Here is a 22,651-nt window from a genome sequence, read left to right as displayed (position 1 = left end):
GCGCCCCCGCTGACAACCATCGCTTGCCGTCAGGGGCGCGCGCCACCCGGTAGGGTGGATACTCCGGTAATGGCCTCACAGCTCAATGCCGCAATCGGGAAAAGAGCTCACCAGCGTGCAGCCACAGGCACAACGATGACCATGCAGCGCCACCGGCTGTCCGTCCACTTCCGATAACGAACTGCCTTCGCTAATGACCGTGATGCCATGTTTATTGCACTTCACTGCATCGCCTTTACAGGCGATCCCTTTACCGAAGCAAAGATAATGCCCGCCCAGCACTTTCCCACCGTACTCCTGCAGGGTATCGCCCTCGCGTATCACTGCTTTCATCCTTCATCCCTCCCTGAATCAGGCCGTTACGGTCGCCTTAAGATTTTCCGCCCAGCTGGACTCAATCATCGTTTTTGCCAGTGCCAGCCGCTGATCGCTGATGAGCTGCGTTTGCTGTGCCACCACTGTGCCTGGCTCCATCGTTGGCGCCTGCAGCTGTGCAGCGTTGGGCAGCATTGGCAGCGGTTTGCCGGAAAGCAGATCGATGGCCTGCGTTTCGAGGTAAACGGCACCCACGGTACCGGCAAGCCCCGTAAGTTTGCCCTTCGCGCTTTTCTGTCTGATGATAACGGCCGCGCCTGCGGCAAGGGTCGCAACGCCCACTACCGCTCCGGCAATCATCAACGGCGTCATTGGCTTACTGCTGCAGCTGCCGAAATAGATCATCCGGTAAAGGAAATAGCTGCCCCAGGGTTCGCGGGAGCCGAAGGCGTTGTGCATAAACCACGCGCGGGAATCGTGGATCTGATCGTCAAACAGTGCCCGCACCAGCCCGCCAGGTTCAGTGGCGTTACTCGCTTCGCCGGCCGCCGGGAAAAGCACTTTTACACGATCGTCTCCGGCGTTTTTCATGCTGAGCCATTCGCCATACTCATTATCGTTATTCAGCAGGAAGATGGCGTTACTCATTGAATCAACGGCTGTAAAAATCCAGTTCCCGGTACCCGAGCGGGAGAGGCCGTGGTAATCCTCTCTGAACTCCTCTGCGGCCTGACGCAGCTGGGTTTGCCCCAGCGCGGCGTCGAAATCCTTTGGCCCCGGCGGGAGCATCAGGAAGCCATCTTCAGGTTTATGTTCGGCAATTTTTTCCTTACGAGCATCGTCAACTTTTTTCTGTGCTTCTTTCCAGTCATCCTCAGCCTGCTTTCTGACCAGCGGATCGCTGTCTTTATCCAGCCCATTTGCCGCCGAATCGACATAGAAGCGCTGAGTCTTGTAGGTTCCCCCGGCATAGCGGTTAATACGCCAGGCGGTGATCCAGCCCATCTGATCTTCAAGGGCTTTCTCCAGGCTGACCGGCGCGCGCGGCGGATCGTATATTGCGGCTTGTTCGGGGAGAATCGGGACCATGGGCGAACTCAGACCGAGGGTAAGCTCGCGCCAGGCGTTGAAACGATTGATTAACTCAGGTGCTACTGCAAATTCTAGCTGAAGCTCAGGAGACATCTGTCGCCATATATCCTTTTGTAAGTCTGTGGGAAGCGACAACGGGGATACTTTTAAAGGAGCACCTGAATTAAAAGCGCTTGCATAAAGGTCATGCAATGCCAATTGAGATAAAAGCAATCTATCAAATTCATCCTTTGCTTTTCCCTGATCGCCTGGCGGGTAGCCTCCGCCTAAATCCGAGTGCATGCCTGGATAGACGACTTCCTCGCTGTTCGCCGGATATTTACCATCCGGACGGCGGATCGAATCCAGCGGGAAACACAGCCGCTGCTCGTGGGAAGAGACCAGATGGACACACTTTTTGATCAATCCCCCATAGATCTTCTCTGCCGGCAACTCCTGGGTCTTGTCTGCCCAGCCCATATGCCCTTCCGCCACCGGGGCGATATGCGCCACGCCCACCGAAGCCACCGTATCCAGCAGGCCCAGGAACTCAACACTGAGCGAAATTTTCAGATCGCCCACTGCCAGGCACTGCTCGGGTTTGTCTTTTCCCTCCTCAGGCTTTGGCAGCAGTTCGCTAAGCCAGCGGACAAAAGCTCGTGCTGCCGCTGCGCCGCGCGAAAAGCCGTACACGTACAGCTTGATTCCCATCAGCTTTGGCTTTCCGGGCTCGACAGATACCAGGGCCTTTTGCAGCTCTGGTGCCATATCTTTCAGCAGGCTATGGAAGGTCTCAAAACGGTTGGCAGCGCCGGTCAGCCCAAAGGACGCCATAGAGGTGGCCATTTTTTCCACCGCCTTCCAGCTTTCGTCGTCCGACAGCGTATCCAGGCCCATTGTCCGCTTCAGGGCATCGATAATCCGCAGCAGGCCCCAGTTGATTCTGTCTTCCCCGTGCGTCGCCGCCGCCAGCCCCATCATGCTGAAATCCAGATCGTTCACCTCGGGAAAAGGCGTCCCGACGCCGGGAATATAATATTTATAGTATTTATTATTGCCGCTGCCGCTGGCATCCAGCAGCTCCGCTGTTTTATCCGCCAGCCCCCCGGCATAGCCCTGGCCGATGGTTGCGCGGAACAGACGGGCAATATTAGTGGGGTGCTTTGGGTCAGCAATATATAAGTCGTGATTGAGGTTATTGCCGGTGCCGTCAAAAAACAGGCTGATGTGTAAAGTTTTACAGCAGGGAGGCTCCACGCGCCGCCTGGCGGCCAGGCACAGCTTCTGCCGCCAGGCCAGCTCATCGCTGTCCTGCAGCGCGCAGTTTGCGCCAACCAGCGCAGCCTTGGTGGGTAAACGCCCCTGAGCCGGAAACGCTGGCGGGAACCATGCCAGATCGGTAATTATTTTGGACATACTTTCGGCTCCGGCATCTTAAGGGGCTCGTTGATCGGGTAGCCCAGCCGGCCGGGGCTCACGCAGCTGGTGGTCACCTTCACCTCATCACAGGGCATAAAGTGCACCGTTATCCCGCAGGTTTTTTGCCCCGTATAATCCGGTACTGGTACCACCGCACTGTGCTGCTTATTCTGGGCTTTTATTTTTTGGGCCCAGGATAAAAATTTTTGTTCATCAGCATAACCCGGAAAATCCATTGAGTATCCCACTCCTGTTTCCCAGTCGATTTTGACCGTCATACCCGGTCGCCAATTCGCCGGCACGCCATAGCAGCACCCCCCGCCGCCGCCCTGATACGGACCGATAATGTCAATTCCCGACTGACCGTCGACACTGAAATGGTTGATCGCCCATTCGGTGTGGTTGATGGCGACAATAATCCCACCGCCGCCGCTCCGGGTTTTGGCTTTCGCCACCGGCTGGCTACAGCCCGCCAGCAGCAGGGCACCCAGTACCATGAGGTAATGTCGTATTTTCATTTTGCATTCCTTTGATGAAGAAACGGATGACGTCCGTCTTGCTCAGCCATGACTTTTCGGGATGGCATGGCTGAGCATTACTGAAGAGGAATAAAGGCCAGATCGTGATTAAGGTTATTGCCGGTGCCGTCGAAGAACAGGCTGATATGCACAGCCCTGCCGCCAGGTAAGCTCGTGGCTGTCCTGCAGCACGCAGTTTGCGCCAACCAGCGCAGCCCTGGTGGGTAAACGCCCCTGAGCCGGAAACGCCGGCGGAAACCATGCCAGATCGGTAATTATTTTGGACATACTTTCGGCTCCGGCATTTGCAATGGCTCGTTGATTGGGTACCCCGGCCGGCCGGGGCTCACGCAACTGGTTGTCACCTTCACCTCATCACAGGGCAGAAAGTGCACCGTGATGCCGCAGGTTTTTTGCCCCGTATAGTCCGGCACTGGGACAACCTTGCTATGCTGGCGATTATTAGCACTCATTTTTTTTTCCCAAGCCCGATACTTAGCTGTATCCGCAAACCCAGGAAAACCTTTCATTGAGGCTTCTCCGCTTTCCCAGTCAACCTTAACCCTCATACCCGGTCGCCATTTCGCCGGCACGCCATAGCAGCACCCCCCGCCGCCGCCCTGATACGGACCAATAGCATCGATGCCAGACTGACCGTCGACGCTGAAATGGTTGATCGCCCATTTGGTATGGTTGATGGCGACAATAATCCCACCGCCGCCGCTCCGGTTTTCCGCCTTTGCCACCGGCTGGCTACAGCCCGCCAGCAGCAGGGCACCCAGTACCATGAGGTAATGTCGTGTTTTCATTTTGCATTCCTTTGATGAAGAAACGGATGACGTCCGTCTTGCTCAGCCATGACTTTTCGGGATGGCATGGCTGAGCATTACTGAAGAGGAATAAAGGCAAGATCGTGATTAGGGTTATTGCCGCTGCCGTCGAAGAACAGGCTGATATGCACAGCCCTGCCGCCAGGTAAGCTCGTGGCTGTCCTGCAGCGCGCAGTTTGCGCCAACCAGCGCAGCCCTGGTGGGTAAACGCCCCTGAGCCGGAAACGCCGGCGGGAACCATGCCAGATCGGTAATTATTTTGGACATACTTTCGGCTCCGGCATTTGCAATGGCTCGTTGATTGGGTAGTCCGGCCGGCCTGGGCTCACACAGCTGGTGGTCACCTTCACCTCATCACAGGGCAGAAAGTGCACCGTGATCCCGCAGGTTTTTTGCGCCGTATAATCTGGTACTGGTACCACCGTTCTGTGCTGCTTATTCTGGGCCTTCATTTTTTTTTCCCAGGCAAGATACCTGGCGTCATCACCAAAGCCAGGGAAACCATCCATATCTCCTACTCCAGTTTCCCAGTCGACTTTCACCGTCATACCCGGCCGCCATTTCACCGGCACGCCATAGCAGCAGCCACCTCCACCGCCCTGATACGGCCCGATAATGTCAATTCCCGACTGACCGTCGACGCTGAAATGGTTAATCGCCCATTTGGTGTGGTTGATGGCGACAATAATCCCACCGCCGCCACTCCGGGTTTTGGCTTTCGCCACCGGCTGGCTACAGCCCGCCAGCAGCAGGGCACCCAGTACCACGAGGTAATGTCGTATTTTCATTTTACATTCCTTGTATGGCAGCCTCTCCGGAAGGCGAACTGCCTCATGAACCCACTTTCAGACTTCTGCTGAGGACCGTCCGATCAGGGTCTTAATCACCCAATCCTCGCGCTCTTTATCCAGTATCATCCCTTTGGCGGTGGCTGAAAGCATGCCGTTGAAACAGGCCGTAAACCGTTCAGCCTGCGAAGCAAATCCCGTATCGGGAACGTCCCGATAGCGAAGCATCAGCCTGGCATCGCAGATGCACATCAGAGCTTCAAACTGGCTATCGCTCAAAGCGATGTTTTGGCACTTCTCGTTGATGGCGGGCTGTGCTCCCTGCCCCATCAGCAACCCCGGCTTCTCGTCAGGATCCAGCCAGCTCCAGAACAGCGCCGGGCGCTGCAACTGGGCCTGCTGATCAGGTTCCAGAATATGAGAGAACAAATAAGGAAAAATACGGGCATCAAAGTATCTGAACAGCCCCGCCCGTCCTTCATGTGTCGCATCGGTGCAGGTTGTTAACCATTCCGCCAGTGTCGCGAAAGTCCAGGGAGAACAGAGCACCAGTAGTGGAGCAGTCTTTTGTACTTTCTGAGCCAGCTCAATCAACCACTGTTTCTGAAGCGGATCGTTCAAAGAGATCCTGATCAACAGCGGCGACTCTTCTGGCAGGGCATCTTCCGGCAAGCCCTGATAGAGAGACTGCCATACCAAAGGTGGTGAAAAATCGTGCAGTACCGGAATGACGGAAAAATCAATACCGCACTGGTCGAGAATAAAATCAAGGTGGTTCAGGTTTATATCAGCGCAGGTTTGCTGAAGCAGATTCACCCAGTCAGTGATATGGGTCGTGTTCATTTATGCCTCCCTTGGCACAAAGCCCTGTGCCAGCCGCTGCGCCTTTTTCAGACACTCTTTGCATACTGATGAAGGCAATTCAGGCAGCGGATAATCCTCACTCGCCGGGCCCTGTAATTTATGTTGCCCCTTGAGGCTTAACAGGCCTGGACCATGCACGTTGATTTCGCCCTGTGGCGTGAGCTTGATGTAAGCGCCACCGCAGGCGAGCGTGATCCCATTCTTTGCCGTCAGCTGCAGGTGTCCCTGCGTTGACTGGACGGTGACATCCTTCAGGGAAGTCAGCGACAGCACATCACTATGTGATTCAATCTCCAGTGCACCTTTGGCAGATACCAGCCGCATTCCTTCCTGTAGGGCTAGCAGCGAAACCGCCTGACTTGCGTTAACCGAATAGCGCTGTGCTGCGGTGATATTGACTTCTCCCAGGCTCTGCAGATACAACCCTTTCCCGCTGTGCATCAGAGTCGTTTCCGGCGTAACGGCGGCAATACCCTTAGGTGAAGACAGCAGCAGCGCAGGCTCTTTAAGCTCACTGGCAGCGGAAACAAATGCTCTTAATGGCCCAGAATCAGGCGTTATGTTGTGGTGAGTCTGCGTAATCGTTCCCCATCCAGTTACCTGATTCAACGCTCCTTTTAGCAGACTGACCGCCGGCTGCATCTCCAGCACCTGGCCCTGTGCTTTCGTCTGGCCATCAGCGCTGATAAACATCCCTTTCTGTGCCCGGATGGCGCCCCAGCTGTCGGTTCTGAGCTCGAAACCCTCTCCACGCTTCTGCTTTTCGCCGTCGACCAGGTGCCCCAGATTCAGCTGACTCTTGCCGCCGTACTCGGTGCTGACCTTGACATGCTCTTTTCCGCGCTCGTCGTCGAGGCGGATTTTGTTGTTCGCAGGCGTGCGCAGCACGTTGCGTTTGTAGTTGCGGATGGTGACGTGGTCGCCGTGCGCCGAGTCGTGCAGCACGCCGGCGATGTACGGCCGGTCCGGGTTACCGTCCTCAAAGCCAATCGCCACTTCGGTACCCGCCAGCAGCGGCAGGTGCAGACCGTAAGTGTCGCCGGCATACGGGCGGGACTGGCGCACCCACAGACTCTCGAACCCGGCTTCCCGGTTATCCCGGTCAAACAGCATGTTGACGCGATAGCGGCCGTCTTTATCGATATGTCCGTAGGTGTCATTTTCCGTGGTACTGGTGACGCGGGCCGGTAATGTGCCGGCCATCACCGGGCGTGAGCCTGGCTCAGGACGGAAACTAAAATCCGTGCTGTCCGGGATCCCGTCAAAATGCACTTCAAAATCCCGGTCACGCCGCGCATGGCTGCGCATCGCCGTGATGACCACGCCCTGAGCAAACACCTCGGCCACTTCATACCCACCGGTGACGTTGAGCACCTGGCCCGGAGAGAGGGTCGGGCAGCTGGTGGTGGCATGGGTCCGGGTCTGGCCATTCAGGTAGCGCTCATGACGAATGCGGGCATAGAACGCACCCGACTCCGCAACCGGATTGCGGTCGTACGCATTACCCTGGGTAAGGTAGTTGTCCCTCCAGTGGTAGGCATCTCCACAGGTGGTGGCATCCCCGCGGGCCACATCAACCTCGGTATTCATGTCATCCGTGGCCTGGCGGTAATTGTAGTCGCGGGTGCTGACCTGCTTCTGCACCACGTTATGATGGCTCTCCATCCCCCACACCGCGTCCACTCCGTCTGAATGCTGGCCAGACGGCGGCACCGAGGGCAGCGTCAGGCCTTTTTCATACCCCTGCTGACTGTCGTAAAACTCCACCACGTCGATGTTCAGGCGAGTATCCGTGGTAAAGCGAAACCAGATACCCACCTCACCCAGCAGGCGGGTAATGAAACGCAGGTCATCCTCGCCGTACTGCATCACCTGCTCACGGCGCGGGTACTCTTTTGAGAGCGAGAACAGAAAATCCTGACCGCGCAGGGTGTGACGCTCGCGCAGGATTTTTTCCACAATCTGCGGCACCGACATGTCCTGATAAATGGCGTTCTGATGCGAACGGTCGAGCAGCGCCAGGCGTGGCTGCAGCGTCAGGGCATAATGGGTCTCATCTTTTGAGGTGCCGAGACGTTCAAAGCCGCTCACCACGCCCTGAAGGGTGCGCACCGCCTGCTGTATTTTAATGCCGTAACCCTGGTCAACCGGAGCCTGCAGCGTCAGGGAGGCCGCTTTCATCAGCATCATCTCTTTGCTGATGGCATGGTCAGAGCTGGTGAATTCAATACGGTAGCTGAACGGCCGGCTGAGCGCTTCATCGCCTTCAAACGCCAGCACATCAAGCTCTGCTTCACATCCCTTCACCGATAACTGGTGATGGCTGTGGCTGAATCTGATCGGGAGACGGGTGTTCATGCGTTATCTCCTTCAGTCCGGTTAAACTCCAGCCCAATCCCCTCTTCCTCGCTCCAGCTCAGCCATAGCGACTGTGGTTTCTGTCTGGCGGCCATGTGTCTCAGCAGTTGCTGACTCAGCACCGGCAGAATCTGCTGATTGAGCAGGCTGTCGACGTTGCGTGCGCCGGTATCCGGCAGCAGGCAGGCGGCGGTCAGCGCGCCATACAGGCTCTCATCAATCTGCGTGGTCAAACCGTAGTGACGGTGCAGGCGCTTGCTGACCTGTGACAGCTTCATTTCCACGATGGTGCGCATCGCCGCTTCTGCCAGCGGGCGATAAATCACCGTCTGGAAGCGCGCCAGCAGCGCCGGCTGGAAGTGGTCGCGCAATATCGGGCGCAGCAGTTCGTGGAGATTGCTTTCGCTGGCCTCCGGCTGTTCGTCCAGCAACTGCATCAGGTGGTCGCTGCCGAGGTTGGAGGTCATCAGGATCACGGTGTTGCGGAAGTCAATTTCCCGGCCTTCGCCGTCGCGCATAAAGCCGCGATCAAATACTTGATAGAACAGGTTCATGACGTCGCGGTGCGCCTTTTCCACCTCATCGAGCAGTACCACGCTGTACGGGCGCTTACGTACCGCTTCGGTGAGGATGCCGCCCTGACCGTAACCCACGTAGCCCGGCGGTGAACCTTTCAACTGGGAAACAGTGTGCGGCTCCTGATACTCGGACAGGTTGATGGTAATCAGCGATTTTTCACCACCGTACAGCACATCCGCCAGCGCCAGCGCGGTTTCAGTTTTACCGACGCCGCTCGGGCCAACCAGCAGGAATACGCCCTGCGGGCCGTTCTCTGACGTGAGTCCGGTCTTCGCCGCGCGCAGGCGCCGGGCGATAGCGGTCAGCGCCACGTCCTGCCCGACCACACGCTGGCCGATTTCGTTTTCCAGCGTCAGCAGTTCGGTTTGCTCGTCTTTCATCAGCGAGGACAGCGGCACGCCGGTCCAGTCGGCGATTACATTCGCGACGGTGCGGATGTCCACATCCACCTGAACCAGCACATCGCCCTGCTGCGCCTGTTCAAGCTGCTGTTGCAGGTCGGCAACGTCAGCCTGCTGGCTAATGTCCTTGCGCCTGGTCATCAGTTGCTGTGCCAGCGCTTTTTCGTGGCTAAAACGCGCTTCCTGCTCTTTGATGCGCGTCTCCAGTTCAGTCCGCTGCTGCTCAATGGCACCCAGGCGGTCATCGTGACGGTTGCTGCCGGCGGCGATATCTTCCCGCAGCGCCTGCGCTTCCAGTGCCAGCGCGGTCAGTTTTGCTTTCAGGCGCACAATTTGTTCTGGCACCGTGTCGAGACTCATTCGCACACGTGCGGCGGCGGTATCCAGCAAATCAACCGCCTTGTCCGGCAGCTGGCGGCCCGTCAGATAGCGGCGGGACAGCGTGACGGCTGCGCGTACTGCATCATCAGTGATATGCACGTTGTGGTGTTCGGCGTAGCGGGCTTTCAGGCCGCGCAGCATCAGGCAGGCGGTCTCGTCGTCCGGCTCGTCGACCTTCACCATCTGAAAGCGGCGCTCCAGCGCGGCATCGCGTTCGAAGTATTGCTTGTATTCAGACCAGGTGGTGGCGGCGATGGTGCGCAGTTCGCCGCGGGCGAGTGCCGGTTTCAGCAGGTTGGCGGCATCGGCTCCGCCGGCCTGGTTGCCGGCGCCAATGATGGTGTGCGCTTCATCGATAAACAGCAGAATCGGTACCGGGGACTGCTGCACCGCATCAATGACGTTTTTCAGGCGCTGTTCGAATTCGCCCTTCACGCCTGCGCCCGCCTGCAACAGACCAAGGTCGAGGGTGCGCAGAATAACCGGCTTGAGAGATTCCGGCACGTTGCCCTCGGCTATACGCAGCGCCAGCCCTTCCACCAGCGCGGTTTTACCGACGCCCGGTTCGCCGACCAGAATCGGGTTGTTTTTGCGACGACGCGAGAGAATATCCACTATCTGGCGGATCTCCGTATCGCGTCCAAAAACCGGGTCGATTTTGCCTTCTCTGGCTTTGGCAGTAACGTCGAGCGTGAATTTATCGAGTGCGTTCTGCAGCGCCGGATTGAGTTCGCCTTCCTTTATGGCCGCGCCGACCGGGCGCCCGACAAATTCCACCTCACCACCATGACTCTGCGCGAGTTCCGCTGCCTGTTGCCGCTCCGGGCGTTCCTCCGACTGCCCATCAAGCAGCGGGCGCAGACGCTCCAGCTGACTGTGGCCCAGCGTCAGCAGCGGCCACAGCCCGTCACAGCGCACCAGTTTCTGTTTATCAACCAGCGCCATCAGCAGATGGACGCTGCGGATCTGTTCCTCACCGTTGAGAGAAGCAATCAGCCAGGCTTCCTGCATCAGCGTCTGAAGAGTGTCAGATAACTGCGGACGCTGACGGACTGAACGCGGCAGTTTATCCAGCCAGGCAAGCAAATCCTGCCACAGCATATCCATATCCCACTCATAGCGGCGTGCCAGCACCGTCAGGTCACCTTCCCCCTGTTCGAGCAGCTTCAGCAGCCAGTGCTCCGGCAAAATTTCCGCATGGGCGCGGGTCTGGCACAGGGAGGCGGCCCCTTCCATCGCGCGAGCACAGTAAGGGTTAAGGCGACGTAATAAGGTTGATGAGTGATGCTCCATAAAGGCTTTCTCCATTCTGACGCGCACTATCTGGTTTTACCGTATGGGAACTATCGGTTTCAGATATCCCCAACCGGAAGATCCTCACTGCACACAATTAATGCCCTTTCAGGCAGGGTTACAGCATCTGAAACGCGACGATTCAATGGGGTATTTTTGATTTGGGCGGGGTCTAATAATGGCCGCCAATTTCCAGGATCGTTATGGACATTCCTACCACCGAGAATAAAACCCTGTGCTGCTGTGTAAGCCGGACAGAACAGAGGTTACTGTTGCCCTTCAACAGTTCATAATTCATATCTCCGGCAAGTCTTGCAGCATCTGACGGAGAACGGCCGGTTAGAATATATCTACGCCAGTCGTGATATTTCCGCATTCCGGCAGACGGCACACTGATTGATTTTCCTTTTTCCCAGCGCTGCCTGGCAGCTGAATCATCAAAAGTATATGGCATAGTTTTCTCCTTTTATGTCTCAGAAATAAGCCTGATTCATTCAGGCACGCTACCGCCCATCGCTTTTCCTTTTAGTAAGGAACCCTAAGCGCATTAGGTCAGATTTTTGGATGTTCACTTTTACACTGTCCCCTCAGCACAAAGGGGCCTTGCAAAAAGCTGCGGACAGGTTTCCCCATCCGCATCAGGCGTTACTCTAAATAACACCCCTGCAGCACCTGGCACGGCAGGTCATTACGCGGTGGCACGTTCGTTCCAGCTATCGGAATGAATGATGTTTCCATCTTTGTAGGTCCAGGTGATTTTTTCGTAACGCAGTTCAAGCTGTTCGAGGTGATTGTGCTTTTCGTAAGAAGGATTCTTAACGTCATGCATCAATGGATTTACTTTCACCACCTTCACATTCTCGAGTCTGGTGTTGAAGTATTCGACTTCCTGACCGGCGTCATTGATTTTGTACCACTTGAACTCTGCTGATTTCAGGGTCTGGCCGGTGGTCACTGCCTTGTACAGATACGGACTGGACGAGTCGATTTCCTTGGTGAACATAAACGGCGTGTGGATACGGGTGCCGGTCAGTTTGCCCGTGTTGTTGTCGGTCGGAATGTAGATATTGTGATCCTGAGCGACAACTTCGATGCTGCCTTCACGGTCCTTAACGTCTACGGAACCTTTGATGTCCGCACCGCCGTCGTCTTTCAGCCACAGATAAACAGGGATTGCCATGGATTACTCTCCGTTGTGTTGTGATACGTCATCATCCTGCGATGACGTCTGGGGATTGCCCGGTATCTGGCAGGCATCAGCCTGCGGTACCAGACTGATTTCGACACGGCGGTTGAGCGCACGCCCATCCGGTGTGTCATTGGTTGCGATTGGGCGGCTTTCGCCATAACCCTGCACCGCAAAACAGCTTTCCGGTACATCACCGGTGTCACGCATCCAGTCACGCACCGCTTCGGCACGTTTCAGAGAGAGCGTCTGGTTCAGTTGCGGGTTACCGGTGTTATCGGTGTGGCCGGCGACCACAATCAGCCAGCTCGGCTTCGCTTTGATGCCGACCAGTGAGTTCACCAGCATTTTGGTGGACCCGGCTTTCAGCGTGGATTTGCCGGAATCGAACAGCGACATGCTGTCGAGGCGGACAATTTTCGGCACCGGTTTCGGCTGCGGTTTTGGCGGCGGTGGCGGGGGCACATACGAACGGATCGCATCCAGCACAGGCATTCGCAGACGCTCGCCCTGATACAGACCAAGGCCCATCCGCATCGGTACGCCATTACGCGCCTGGTCATCCAGCCCGGCCGCATCGTCACGCAGAACGGCAACGGCGTCGGCTTTGGGTGAGAAATCCTGCATCGGGATGCGTTCATAGCGGGCAATATCGAAGCTGACACGCTGCAGCAACTGGCGATTGTTCCAGCCACTGCTGAGCAGTGCAGCCATGGCCGCCAGCGTAAAAATCGCGAGCGCATAACGGAAGGCTTGCCCACGCGGCGTCAGGCCTCGCCCTTCCGGAAGCAGCGGCATGATAAAATCCGGCAACGCGGCAATAACCGTACTGTCCGTTCCCACCGGCTGCCAGCCCGCTACCTGTTGCATCGCAGTATGACGGGACAGCCATGCCGTCCACACCGATGTGGCCAGACTTCCGGCCAGGATCGGTCCCAATCCCCACAGCACTGCAACCGGTGCAATGACCGGAACATCCGGGCTCTCATCAATGAAGACCGCTTTAACGTGCAACCGGAACCAGCTCATCAGGCTGTTCATCAGCACCTGTTGCTGCATCGCAGGCGCGCCACCGGTGGTGACCCATGCAGCGACTGAGCCCGGCGCTGAAGACGCACGCCAGACCCTCACCCCTTCCCCCGGGATAACCGCCTGCCAGAGCAGATCATTGGTCATCGCACTGCCAACCTGACCATTCAGAACCAGCGGCACAGAATGCCCGGTTTCTTTACGCAGCTGGCTGATTTGCCAGCGCAGCGCCAGCAGACGACGGGTAAGCCGCTCGCTGTCGGCGTGTTTTTGCGGACAGACGCTGACCATCACCGACAGCTGGCGGCCCCAGTCAGGACGCAATCGCAGAATCTGACGGGCAACCTGTTGCAGATCCTGATGTTCCTCCACGCGGATCCAGCATCCCTGTGTCACTGTAAGCACCGGTGACTGCTGCATACATGCCAGCGGCAGATCGCCACAGACCAGCACCACAGGCTGACGGTAAGTGGCTTCCGGGAGGTCATCCAGACGCAGGTCGACGTCATGCTCCGCACGACGCCTGGCGACAATCCACAACGCCAGGATAAGCCCCAGCACCGCAAGCAGAAAGAGCACCGAAACCAGTCGCGATACCGGCAGGAAACTCAGGCAAACCACGGCACTCAGCAGGGCGGCCCACAGCGCAAGCCCGCGCTGCTGTGCAGGACTCATTTCACGGCTCCCGGCAGCAGGGCCACCAGCATCTGATCCAGCCAGTTGCTCAGTCCCCACCACAGCGCAGCCACTACCACCACGCTCAGGCCAATACGCACGGGCCATGACGCCAGCCAGCCACCCATTTCTCGTCCGGTACGGCTTTCCGCCAGAACCGGATGGGTTGGTGGATAGCTGAACGGCGTGACATGTTCGCTGAGCGCGTTGACGAGTTTCTGGCGCTCCGGATCGTTAAGAGAGCGGAAACTGCCGAGGAACCCCAGCATCATGACCCGCTGAAAGCAGGTCATAACAGCCTGGTCAGGCGCCGGTTCACGCAGCACATCACGCATGCGATCGCACAGCGTATCACCGGCATCCATGGTGCCGAGGAAGTGCCCCTGCAGGGGAATGTCATACCACTGCACGCAGGCGTCATCCTCCACACCACGACCTTTGACCGCCTCATCAAGCAGCGCACACTGTGCGGTGAGAATATGCTGACAGCTGACTTCATCGAGTTCGCTCGCTTTCAGCTCACGCTGCACACGTTCGACATCGGCAATGCAACGCTCCCACAACGTGCGCCCTTCTCCATCCTGAAACGTCGGACCGTGACGCAGGCTGATGACCTGCAGCCAGGTATCCTGCAGCAGAGCATCAATATCAATGGGTGCAGCAGTACTGCGTTTAGGCTCACTCATGTTCTCAGTACCGCAAAAAGTTCAAGTTCAGGCTCGCCGAGCATGCCCGGAACGTAAAACATACAGGTGCCGCTCTGAAGCATTTCGCTGGCCAGAGAATGCGAGACATCAAGGCTGAAATACTGGTTTTCCAGACGCAGCGGAATGGCTGCCGGCACATGGCGCAGTGGCGTCAGTGGCACGCCCACCCGTGAGGAATTGACGATACTCCTGACATGATCGGGACTGCCGATCTTGCACTGTCGCGGGAACTGCTCCTGCAGTTGTGCCACCGGCATCGGTGAACGCACGGAAAGGTAGTAATCCGCCCCTTCGCGCAGACGGGAGTCATGCAGACGGGCCTGCCAGACGTGCAGCCGGGCATCGTGCTCAAGCTCAATCGCCACCACCCGTGACGGCAGGCTGGCTTCCAGCAGATCGCCCAGTAAGTCAAACAGCGGCGGGAAGACGTTATTCAGCTGTTCATGCTGCCAGACCGGAATAGCACTCACCTGATGTTCCAGCGAGAAAGTCAGCAGGCTGCCCGCAAGCCGCGCCAGTTCCGGGTACAAACGCTCCGGTGGGCTTTGCAGGTTACGCTGAAACTGGCTGAGCACCGGTTCTGCGCTGTTCAGGGCATTGAGCAGCCAGAACAACGACACATCAGCCACGGCAAAGTCGGCCATGCGCTCATTACTTTCACGTCGCATGGCCATCAGTCGACTCAGACGGGCACGCAGTTGCGTCATCAATTGTTCCAGCTGGGTTACCAGCCAGCGGCTGCCCTGCAGAGCCAGCAGTGGCGGAAGCCAGGTTTCATCGAGTGCCCAACTGCCCTGTGAATCCTGCTGCAGACGGGCGACCGGACAGGTCAGATAATCACTGTTGTTCTGATGGGCAAAACGCAGCGTCAGCTCTGGCTGCATCACTGCAATCTGCCGGGTATCGTCGCCAAAGGTGTTGCGGACATCCCGCCAGCGCTGGCGATAACGCACAGGGCGCTCGGCCACCTCATCGGGTTTAAGACAGTTGCCGCCATTTGCCCGCAGCAGCGGAAGCGCCAGAACCACCACCACGTCCTGTGATTCGCCCTCAAGCATCAGCACCGGCGGCAGGTCATCGGCATTATCGGTGTCGATAAGCGTGCCATCGGGGAAACGGATGTGCAGATGACGGGCCTGCAGGCGGCCCAGCTTCAGTGCATCAGGTTCGAAGGTGGCAGCAATCATCCCCCAGGGATGGCAGAGGCCCAGCCGGGCGATGCATTCCGCAGACCAGGCCGCATAGGCGACCTGTTGCTGGAAGTGCTGGGGAGAGACCATAACGCCCCTGCCCCATAACGGTTGTTCCGTTTTCATTGGCTTCCTGCCTTAGCTTACGATTTCGCCTTCGGCATCTGGGAAACCAGTGACAGGTTGACGTCCATGCCCTCAACCTGGAAGTGTGGGATGGCGTACAGCCTGACGCGGAAGAAACCCGGGTTGTCGTCGATATCTTCCACTACCACCTTCGCGTCGCGCAGCGGGTGAGAAGCCTGCAGCTCATCGCCCGGATCGGTCATTTCGGTCACCAGACTGCGCACCCAGGTGTTCAACTCCAGTTCCAGCAGACGCCGATCCTTGGTGGTGCCGATGTTTTCACGCTGAATCAGCTTCAGATAATGCGCGATACGCGACAGCAGGAAGATATACGGCAGACGGGCATTAATGCGGCTGTTAGCGGTGGCATCGGCAGTGTCATACAGCGCAGGTTTCTGGGTGGAGTTGGCCGAGAAGAAGCAGCTGTAGTCGCGGTTTTTGTAGTAGGACAGCGGAATGAAACCGAGATTGGCGAACTCAAATTCGCGGGTTTCCGGGATCATCACCTCACTCGGGATCTTCACCTGATTACCGGTGCCCAGATCGTACAGATGAATCGGCAGATCCTGCACCGCACCACCGGCCTGTGGACCACGGATTTGCACGCACCAGCCATTGTTAATGAAGCTGCGCACCATGTTGGATGCGAAGGCAAACGAGGCGTTGGTCCACAGGTATTTGTCGTGATCCGGACCTTTGACTTCTTCAACGTAGTTGAAGCTGCGCACCGGTACGGTGTCCGGGCCATACGGCAGGCGCCCCAGCACACGCGGCATCACCAGACCGATGTAGCGCGAATCGTCCGTCTCGCGGAAGGATTTCCACTTGATGTATTCAGCGCGGTCAAAATAGTTACCGATATCTTTGATGGCCGCCACGTCTTCCATTGAATCCTTGAGGAAGAATTGCGGGCCGGCAGAGCCGATAAACGGCATATGCGCCGCAGCAGACACTTTTGAAATATTGCGCAGCAGGGCAACATCCTGCGCAGACGCATCAAACTCATAAGCGGAAATCAGCGCCGCAATCGGCTCGCCGCCTGGTGTGTCATACTCATCAATGTAGGAGTGTTTATACAGACCGCTCTGGATAATTTCCGGGCTGTCCTCGAAGTCCTGACGCAGGTCTTCTTTAGACATATCCAGCAGTTCGACTTTCACGTTCTGGCGGAAATCGGTTTTATCAACCAGCGATTTCACGCCGCGCCACAGGCTCTCCACTGCCTGGAACTCTTCACTGTGCATTACCGCATCCAGCTGACGACTGATCTGGTGATCCAGCGCGGCGATATGATGGTCAATCAGGTTTTTGTCGAGTTTTTCAACTTTTGCGCCTGATTTTTTCAGGCACTCCAGAAATACCTGCATGCCGGCGGTTAAACGCTCATCCGCCGTTGCATCCGACATCGCCTGCGCATCCTGCCAGATATCCAGCGCGCTCAGTTCAGAAACCGGGTTGAGATTGATCTTTTCAAACAGGGTGGCATAAACCCCACCGGCTGCCGGACGCTCCAGCACCACGCTCTCGCCACCCGTCGCATTCTCATTATTTACAGACATCAGCATCTTCCTTATTAATCCGTTAAATCATCGTGATGGTTATGGCTGTTTTGGTGCCAGAGTTGAGAGCTCAGCGCGCAGTTCTGCGCTTAACGCCGGGTCCAGCAGGATTTTTTCCAGCTCTTTTCGGAAGGCCTGGTTATCCAGCAGGTTGGCTTTTAAATCACGCAGTAAATTACGCATGGAAAGCATGGCCTTCAGCTGAGGTATTTGCCGGGAGACCTGTTCCGGAGAGAAATCTTTCATGTTCTGGAAAGTCAGACTGATGCTGTCTTGGCTACCGTCATCGGCCAGCGTATTTTTAACGGCAACCGTGACTTTTGGCGAATATTCGGAAAGCACTGCGTCAAAATTATTTTTGTTCAGATTAACTTTGGCTCGCTCTGATAATGGTGCGGTCGCCTGACCATGACTGAAGTCGCCTGCCACCAGCAATTTCAGCGGAAGCTCGGTTTTCTTGCTTGCGCCCCCGGTATGCAGGTCAAGTTTTAAGTTAATACGTGCCTTTGGCACTTCATTCTGGAAACTATCTGCCATTTCATCATCCCTCTGTTTATCTCAGCGCACATTTTTCGCGCCATACTACTTTAGAGGTAACAACAGAGCAATGATCGATAAAAAAGCAAATAGCCAGATCTTTAAGCTACAAAAGTGACAGCAATAAGCCATTAACACTAAAAAATGCAGATCATTGTCACCTGAAACCAGCTAAAAAAACTGGCAAAGACATTAAAGACCGCACATTAATGCCAATAAAAAATAAAGTTGTGGATTAATATTAACAAAGCGTGAGTTTGTTGATTCAGGTCAAAATAAAAAATCCGCCAAAAACAATCACACCATCAAGAAAGAAATGACATAAAAAGATAAAAATTGCGGATAGCAGCAGTGCGGAATCTCATACAGGAGGGTAATGAGATGAAGTAAATATTTCAGGTAAAACAGAGCGCACTTAAGCCCCCGTGCTACATCCGTTCAACGTAATCGTATAAATCATCACCCATGCGGGAAATTTCGTATAAATAACGTTCGGGAGCGACCAGAGGGAATCAATCAGGATAGCGTGGTTCACGACATAATGACGTATGCGATCAATCGCGCCGCTGCTAATTCAGTAATCTATTCCTCACAAACTTCATTCCAACTGCCCCGTCAGCGCTGACGCCATGCCGAGGGTGCCATACCGTGCAGCTGGCGGAAGCGGTTGCTGAAATGGCTGGAGGAGTGGAAACCGCAGCGCAGGGCAATCTCGGTGAGCGACAGCGCGCTGAATTGCAGCAGTTGCTGCGCGGCTTCCATACGGCGGCGCATCACATACTGGTGCGGCGCTTCGCCGGTGCTGCTGCGGAACATACGTGCAAAATGGTATTCGCTGAGCGCCGCCTCTGCCGCCAGTTGGGCCAGCGTTAACGGCTGATCCAGCTGCGTATCGATCAGCGCCAGCACGCGGCGCAATACCGCCGGCGCCAGTCCGCCGCGCACCTGCGGCAGCTGCCACTGTACCTCGCTGTAGCGCTGCAGCAGATGGGTCATCAGTAGTGTTGAGGCGCTGCTCAGCATCAGCTGGTTGGCCGGTTGCTGCCAGTCGGCGCTCAGCAGAAAATGACGATACAGCTGGGTGATGCGGTCATCGTCGGCAAAAATCTTCTCATGCAGGTTAAGCTGCGCCGGGCTGCGATCCCACACCTGCTCACCGAGGTGACGCAAATGCGCATCGGTGCAGTAGAGGTGCACGAAGGATAAATCCGCACGCAGATCCCAGGTCGACTCAGTGCCAGACGGCATCAGGCAAAAGCGATCCGGCGCGCCGCCGTTGCGCCAGCCGTGCGGTGTTTTGTGCCAGGTGTCGTAACCGTCAGCCACGTACAGGCTAAGCGTATGGTGATCGCTGAGGTTGGTCACGCGATCGCCACTGTTGAACCACGCCGCCAGCCGAATGCCGCCGCTCAGCTGCACGCTATCGCGCAGCTGCGCTTTGTGACGCTGAAGCATAGTAAACGTCTGATATTCCGGCATGGTCTGACATCGCTCTCTGGGTTGATGTCCTGTAGTTTACGCAACTGACCGGACAGAAAACAGGCCAATGCCGGACCAGGCGGGAAAAAGCGCAAGAATTTGCAAGTGCTGCGCAAAGTCATGCAAGCCGCGCTCCTGTCGCTCAGGCACACTGCGAGCCTGATTCCGCCGGAGAGTTTCTGATGAACCTGATGTTATACCTCGCGGTGGTGCTGATTTGGGGCACCACCTGGATTGCGATTTTTCTGCAGCAGCAGGCCGCCGATACGCCGGTACTGGTGGCGGTGTTCTGGCGCTTCCTGTTCGCCTCGTTGACCATGCTGGTGCTTCTCCGGCTGTTGAAACGTCTGCGTACGCTGGATGCGCGTGACCACCTGTTTTGTCTGTTACAGGGCGGCTGCGTATTCGGTTTTAATTTTGTCTGCTTTTACCATGCGGCAGCGATGATCAGCACCGGACTGGAGTCGGTGATTTTTTCGATGGCGGTGCTGTATAACGCGCTCAACAGCTGGATCTTTTTCCGCCAGCGCCCGCCTTTCCGCCTGCTGCCCGCCGCCGCGCTGGGTCTCGGCGGAATTGTTGCGCTGTTCTGGCAGGATATTCAGTCAGCCCATGTTGCGCCGCAGCTGCTGTGGGGCGTGGGGCTGAGCGCGCTGGGCACGCTCGGTTTCTCCTTCGGCAATATGATTTCTACCCGCCATCAGCGTCGTCAGCGCGACGTGCTGACCACCAACAGCTACGCCATGCTGTACGGTGCGCTGATCATGGCCGTGCTGGCGCTGGTGAATGGCGACGCGCTGGCACCGGCACTCAATCTGCAGTGGCTGGGGGCAATGAGTTATCTGGCTTTGTTTGGCTCGGTGCTGGGCTTTGGTGCCTACTTCACGCTGGTGGGGCGCATCGGTGCCAGTCAGGCGGCTTACAGCACCCTGCTGTTTCCACTGGTGGCACTGACGCTTTCGACGCTGTATGAAGGCTATCAGTGGCATAGCAATGCTATCGTCGGGCTGGTGATGATTCTGGCAGGGAATATGGTGATGTTCGTGCGCTGGCCGGCTCATCGCCGGTTACGTCTGGCCTGAAGCAAGAGCGGGCATGGCGCCCGCTCTGTCACTCCTCTAGCGCCAGCCCCCGACGCCGATGTTGAGCTGGTGAGGTTGGTTAATGGCTTTTCTGGCAATCCAGTAAAGCAGAACGCGTTCATCATCTCTGTCGCGGTCGGCCATCGCCAGTAATTTCAGCGACAGGGTGGACCTGGTCACAGGCTGCTGTTCATCGCTTAACTCGATAACCGCCTGACCGATGATGCAGCAAACCTCATCCCCGCTGGATACGGATTCATATGCCCGGTCTTTCATATTTCCTCCTGTTGAGTGAACTATAAGCCTGGCAAAGTTCCTGTGTTTTGCCGCGCAGATGCTGCGCTTAAAACACCCTGTTACACATGCTCACCTGTCGCAATGCCTGTTCATGTGACGACATCCGCGCTGCGCTTAAGCAAAGGCGCAATGCCATTCATACCGTTTTCACAGCATTTCATTCCGTCTCCCGCTCCGTTCACGCCCGTCCGCACCACCCACGCCCGCGTGAGGCTTATTATCGCTGCAGCTTCCGTATTCCCGGATGGGAGAGAGAAAAATGACAACAGCCGTTACCCCTAATCATCAGCGTGTCCGTATTTTTACCCTGGCAGGCACCATCATTACCCAGTTCGCGCTCGGCTCGGTTTATACCTGGAGCCTGTTTAACGGCCAGCTGGCGCAGAAGCTGGATGCGCCAGTCAGCCAGGTGGCTTTTTCCTTTGGTCTGCTCAGTCTTGGTCTGGCGATTGCCTCCTCGCTGGCCGGCAAGCTGCAGGAGCGCTTTGGCGTGCGCAACGTCACCATCGGTGCAGGCATTCTGATGGCGATTGGCTTCTGGCTGACCGCCCATGCTGACAACCTGATGATGCTGTACCTGAGCGCCGGCATTCTGGTTGGACTGGCCGATGGCGCGGGTTATCTGATGACGCTCTCTAACTGCGTGAAGTGGTTTCCGGAGCGCAAAGGGCTGATTTCGGCCTGTTCGATCGGCGCTTACGGCCTCGGCAGTCTAGGCTTTAAATTTATCTGTGGCGCGCTGCTTAGCACTCAGGGGCTGGAAAATACCTTTGTGATTTGGGGTGTGCTGGCGATGACGATGATTATTGCCGGGGCCCTGATGATGCGCGATGCGCCGCTACAGCAGGCCGGTTCACGTCAGCAGCAGGCCACACAGGAGTTTACGCTGGCGCAGTCGGTGCGCCTGCCGCAGTACTGGATGCTGGCACTGATGTTCCTGACGGCCTGCATGAGCGGTCTGTATGTGATTGGCGTCGCGAAGGATATTGGTGAAGGCCTGGTGCACCTGAGTACGCAAACGGCGGCCAATGCGGTGACGGTAATTGCCATTGCCAACCTGAGCGGACGACTGATTCTCGGCGTGCTGTCGGACAAAATGGCGCGCATCCGGGTCATTTCGCTGGCACAGCTGGTTTCGCTGAGCGGCATGAGCATCCTGCTGTTCACCCACATGAATGAAACCACCTTCTTCCTGTCGCTGGCCTGCGTGGCATTCAGCTTTGGCGGCACCATCACCGTCTTCCCGTCACTGGTCAGCGATTTCTTCGGCCTCAACAACCTGACCAAAAACTACGGCCTGATCTATCTCGGCTTCGGCATCGGTAGCGTGCTTGGCTCGCTGGTAGCTTCGGTGTTCGGCGGCTTCACCGTGACCTTCAGTCTGATTATGACGCTGCTGGTGATCTCGCTGGTGCTGTCGCTCAGTATCCGTCTGCCAAATCGTCAAAACCTGGTCGCGCCAGTACTGCATAATTAATTCACCACCCTGCCGTGTAAATGCACGGCAGGCTTTTTATTGATAACCACAGAATGGATCACGCATTGAGAATGACTGTTATTTAACCTTGCATTTCAGAGTAATCGGGTTATTATCAGGCGCTATTCAGCTTATTCCGATTGGTTTATTTCCCGCCCTGTCACTTTTAGCTTTTAATTGACATATCTGGTAATAATTACGGAAATAACTCTACATTCACTGCATCTTCACTCCACTTTTCCCGGTTAATCTGGCCTCATTGGAAAAGAGGAGGACTCTCCATGAAGAAGTTAATAAAAGTCGCTTCGGTGGTGGCGATGATGACCATGCTAAGCGGGTGTATTATCGAGCACGACCATGGACGCGGTCCCGGCTGGGGTCACGGGCACGGCGGCGGCTGGCATCACGGCCATGGCGGCTATCGTCATTGGTAATTGGGCAAAGCACACACAGCACATAATAAAAAATGAATAAAGAAAGGGCGGGAATC

Annotated in this window: 20 protein-coding genes and 2 pseudogenes; 3 read left to right on the top strand and 19 right to left on the bottom strand. The window is 56.5% G+C overall.

Going from position 1 to position 22,651, the window contains the following annotated elements; genetic code table 11:
- Positions 1-75 precede the first annotated feature (75 nt).
- The 18 genes and pseudogenes from E7738_RS01360 to E7738_RS01275 form a co-directional block, all read right to left on the bottom strand.
- Positions 76-333: a PAAR domain-containing protein gene (locus tag E7738_RS01360; protein ID WP_021509124.1), complete on the bottom strand. Its 258-nt coding sequence runs from the start codon at positions 331-333 to the stop codon at positions 76-78.
- An 18-nt stretch (positions 334-351) separates the two neighbouring features.
- Positions 352-2,802 (bottom strand): T6SS phospholipase effector Tle1-like catalytic domain-containing protein, encoded by a 2,451-nt coding sequence (locus E7738_RS01355; RefSeq protein ID WP_394516013.1) that lies wholly within the window; start codon positions 2,800-2,802, stop codon positions 352-354.
- The gene (locus E7738_RS01350) at positions 2,790-3,323 is read right to left on the bottom strand and encodes a DUF3304 domain-containing protein (RefSeq protein ID WP_394516012.1); all 534 of its coding nucleotides are present in this window, start codon (positions 3,321-3,323) and stop codon (positions 2,790-2,792) included. Before E7738_RS01350 ends, E7738_RS01355 begins: the two co-directional genes overlap by 13 nt.
- Before the next feature lie 101 nt (positions 3,324-3,424).
- A pseudogene (locus E7738_RS01345) lies at positions 3,425-3,611 on the bottom strand (hypothetical protein); the annotation flags it as partial.
- Complete coding sequence (locus tag E7738_RS01340) at positions 3,599-4,132, bottom strand: DUF3304 domain-containing protein (RefSeq protein ID WP_394516011.1); 534 nt, start codon at positions 4,130-4,132, stop codon at positions 3,599-3,601. The pseudogene E7738_RS01345 and the gene E7738_RS01340, both read right to left, overlap by 13 nt.
- A 101-nt stretch (positions 4,133-4,233) precedes the next feature.
- Positions 4,234-4,420 (bottom strand): annotated as a pseudogene (locus E7738_RS01335) (hypothetical protein); the annotation flags it as partial.
- A complete protein-coding gene (locus E7738_RS01330; protein ID WP_264251161.1) occupies positions 4,408-4,941 on the bottom strand; it encodes a DUF3304 domain-containing protein in 534 nt (177 codons plus the stop codon). The gene E7738_RS01330 and the pseudogene E7738_RS01335, both read right to left, overlap by 13 nt.
- Positions 4,942-4,998: 57 nt before the next feature.
- The gene (locus tag E7738_RS01325) at positions 4,999-5,784 is read right to left on the bottom strand and encodes a DUF4123 domain-containing protein (protein ID WP_241798990.1); all 786 of its coding nucleotides are present in this window, start codon (positions 5,782-5,784) and stop codon (positions 4,999-5,001) included.
- Positions 5,785-8,163, bottom strand: a complete 2,379-nt coding sequence (locus tag E7738_RS01320) for a type VI secretion system Vgr family protein (protein WP_394516010.1) — start codon at positions 8,161-8,163, stop codon at positions 5,785-5,787.
- Positions 8,160-10,817, bottom strand: a complete 2,658-nt coding sequence (tssH, locus tag E7738_RS01315) for a type VI secretion system ATPase TssH (protein ID WP_394516009.1) — start codon at positions 10,815-10,817, stop codon at positions 8,160-8,162. Before tssH ends, E7738_RS01320 begins: the two co-directional genes overlap by 4 nt.
- Positions 10,818-10,989: 172 nt before the next feature.
- Entirely contained in the window at positions 10,990-11,271 is a 282-nt protein-coding gene (locus E7738_RS01310) for a type II toxin-antitoxin system RelE/ParE family toxin (protein ID WP_071813636.1), read from the bottom strand.
- 234 nt (positions 11,272-11,505) lie between these two features.
- The gene (gene hcp, locus E7738_RS01305; protein ID WP_021509115.1) at positions 11,506-11,997 is read right to left on the bottom strand and encodes a type VI secretion system effector Hcp; all 492 of its coding nucleotides are present in this window, start codon (positions 11,995-11,997) and stop codon (positions 11,506-11,508) included.
- A gap of 3 nt (positions 11,998-12,000) precedes the next feature.
- A complete protein-coding gene (locus E7738_RS01300; RefSeq protein WP_394516008.1) occupies positions 12,001-13,707 on the bottom strand; it encodes an OmpA family protein in 1,707 nt (568 codons plus the stop codon).
- Positions 13,704-14,393, bottom strand: a complete 690-nt coding sequence (gene tssL / locus E7738_RS01295; protein WP_394516007.1) for a type VI secretion system protein TssL, short form — start codon at positions 14,391-14,393, stop codon at positions 13,704-13,706. The genes E7738_RS01300 and tssL overlap by 4 nt, the downstream gene beginning before the upstream one ends.
- Complete coding sequence (gene tssK, locus E7738_RS01290; RefSeq protein ID WP_394516006.1) at positions 14,390-15,730, bottom strand: type VI secretion system baseplate subunit TssK; 1,341 nt, start codon at positions 15,728-15,730, stop codon at positions 14,390-14,392. The genes tssL and tssK overlap by 4 nt, the downstream gene beginning before the upstream one ends.
- Positions 15,731-15,747: 17 nt before the next feature.
- Entirely contained in the window at positions 15,748-17,295 is a 1,548-nt protein-coding gene (gene tssC / locus E7738_RS01285; RefSeq protein ID WP_394516005.1) for a type VI secretion system contractile sheath large subunit, read from the bottom strand.
- A gap of 33 nt (positions 17,296-17,328) precedes the next feature.
- Positions 17,329-17,826, bottom strand: a complete 498-nt coding sequence (tssB, locus tag E7738_RS01280; RefSeq protein ID WP_132464887.1) for a type VI secretion system contractile sheath small subunit — start codon at positions 17,824-17,826, stop codon at positions 17,329-17,331.
- Between the two features lie 615 nt (positions 17,827-18,441).
- Positions 18,442-19,305: a helix-turn-helix domain-containing protein gene (locus E7738_RS01275; RefSeq protein ID WP_058770793.1), complete on the bottom strand. Its 864-nt coding sequence runs from the start codon at positions 19,303-19,305 to the stop codon at positions 18,442-18,444.
- Between the two features lie 182 nt (positions 19,306-19,487).
- On the opposite strand from E7738_RS01275, the gene E7738_RS01270 reads away from it, so the two are divergent.
- Positions 19,488-20,387: a DMT family transporter gene (locus tag E7738_RS01270; protein WP_021509108.1), complete on the top strand. Its 900-nt coding sequence runs from the start codon at positions 19,488-19,490 to the stop codon at positions 20,385-20,387.
- Positions 20,388-20,423: 36 nt separating this feature from the next.
- On the opposite strand, the gene E7738_RS01265 is transcribed toward E7738_RS01270, so the two are convergent.
- The gene (locus tag E7738_RS01265) at positions 20,424-20,663 is read right to left on the bottom strand and encodes a hypothetical protein (protein WP_021313687.1); all 240 of its coding nucleotides are present in this window, start codon (positions 20,661-20,663) and stop codon (positions 20,424-20,426) included.
- Positions 20,664-20,943: 280 nt separating this feature from the next.
- Between E7738_RS01265 and E7738_RS01260 the strand changes: the two genes are divergently transcribed.
- Positions 20,944-22,161 (top strand): L-lactate MFS transporter, encoded by a 1,218-nt coding sequence (locus tag E7738_RS01260; RefSeq protein WP_371221196.1) that lies wholly within the window; start codon positions 20,944-20,946, stop codon positions 22,159-22,161.
- Positions 22,162-22,442: 281 nt separating this feature from the next.
- A complete protein-coding gene (locus E7738_RS01255; RefSeq protein WP_021509106.1) occupies positions 22,443-22,595 on the top strand; it encodes a hypothetical protein in 153 nt (50 codons plus the stop codon).
- Positions 22,596-22,651 lie beyond the last annotated feature (56 nt).

The sequence above is a fragment of the Pantoea sp. SGAir0430 genome, assembly GCF_043549295.1.
This window is presented reverse-complemented; position numbering and strand designations above follow the sequence as displayed.

Excerpts from the sequence above, each read along its gene's own strand:
- E7738_RS01360 (WP_021509124.1), bottom strand. The coding sequence starts at position 333 with ATGAAAGCAGTGATACGCGAGGGCGATACCCTGCAGGAGTACGGTGGG.
- E7738_RS01355 (WP_394516013.1), bottom strand. The coding sequence starts at position 2,802 with ATGTCCAAAATAATTACCGATCTGGCATGGTTCCCGCCAGCGTTTCCG.
- E7738_RS01350 (WP_394516012.1), bottom strand. The coding sequence starts at position 3,323 with ATGAAAATACGACATTACCTCATGGTACTGGGTGCCCTGCTGCTGGCG.
- E7738_RS01340 (WP_394516011.1), bottom strand. The coding sequence starts at position 4,132 with ATGAAAACACGACATTACCTCATGGTACTGGGTGCCCTGCTGCTGGCG.
- E7738_RS01330 (WP_264251161.1), bottom strand. The coding sequence starts at position 4,941 with ATGAAAATACGACATTACCTCGTGGTACTGGGTGCCCTGCTGCTGGCG.
- E7738_RS01325 (WP_241798990.1), bottom strand. The coding sequence starts at position 5,784 with ATGAACACGACCCATATCACTGACTGGGTGAATCTGCTTCAGCAAACC.
- E7738_RS01320 (WP_394516010.1), bottom strand. The coding sequence starts at position 8,163 with ATGAACACCCGTCTCCCGATCAGATTCAGCCACAGCCATCACCAGTTA.
- tssH (WP_394516009.1), bottom strand. The coding sequence starts at position 10,817 with ATGGAGCATCACTCATCAACCTTATTACGTCGCCTTAACCCTTACTGT.
- E7738_RS01310 (WP_071813636.1), bottom strand. The coding sequence starts at position 11,271 with ATGCCATATACTTTTGATGATTCAGCTGCCAGGCAGCGCTGGGAAAAA.
- hcp (WP_021509115.1), bottom strand. The coding sequence starts at position 11,997 with ATGGCAATCCCTGTTTATCTGTGGCTGAAAGACGACGGCGGTGCGGAC.
- E7738_RS01300 (WP_394516008.1), bottom strand. The coding sequence starts at position 13,707 with ATGAGTCCTGCACAGCAGCGCGGGCTTGCGCTGTGGGCCGCCCTGCTG.
- tssL (WP_394516007.1), bottom strand. The coding sequence starts at position 14,393 with ATGAGTGAGCCTAAACGCAGTACTGCTGCACCCATTGATATTGATGCT.
- tssK (WP_394516006.1), bottom strand. The coding sequence starts at position 15,730 with ATGAAAACGGAACAACCGTTATGGGGCAGGGGCGTTATGGTCTCTCCC.
- tssC (WP_394516005.1), bottom strand. The coding sequence starts at position 17,295 with ATGCTGATGTCTGTAAATAATGAGAATGCGACGGGTGGCGAGAGCGTG.
- tssB (WP_132464887.1), bottom strand. The coding sequence starts at position 17,826 with ATGGCAGATAGTTTCCAGAATGAAGTGCCAAAGGCACGTATTAACTTA.
- E7738_RS01275 (WP_058770793.1), bottom strand. The coding sequence starts at position 19,305 with ATGCCGGAATATCAGACGTTTACTATGCTTCAGCGTCACAAAGCGCAG.
- E7738_RS01270 (WP_021509108.1), top strand. The coding sequence starts at position 19,488 with ATGAACCTGATGTTATACCTCGCGGTGGTGCTGATTTGGGGCACCACC.
- E7738_RS01265 (WP_021313687.1), bottom strand. The coding sequence starts at position 20,663 with ATGAAAGACCGGGCATATGAATCCGTATCCAGCGGGGATGAGGTTTGC.
- E7738_RS01260 (WP_371221196.1), top strand. The coding sequence starts at position 20,944 with ATGACAACAGCCGTTACCCCTAATCATCAGCGTGTCCGTATTTTTACC.
- E7738_RS01255 (WP_021509106.1), top strand. The coding sequence starts at position 22,443 with ATGAAGAAGTTAATAAAAGTCGCTTCGGTGGTGGCGATGATGACCATG.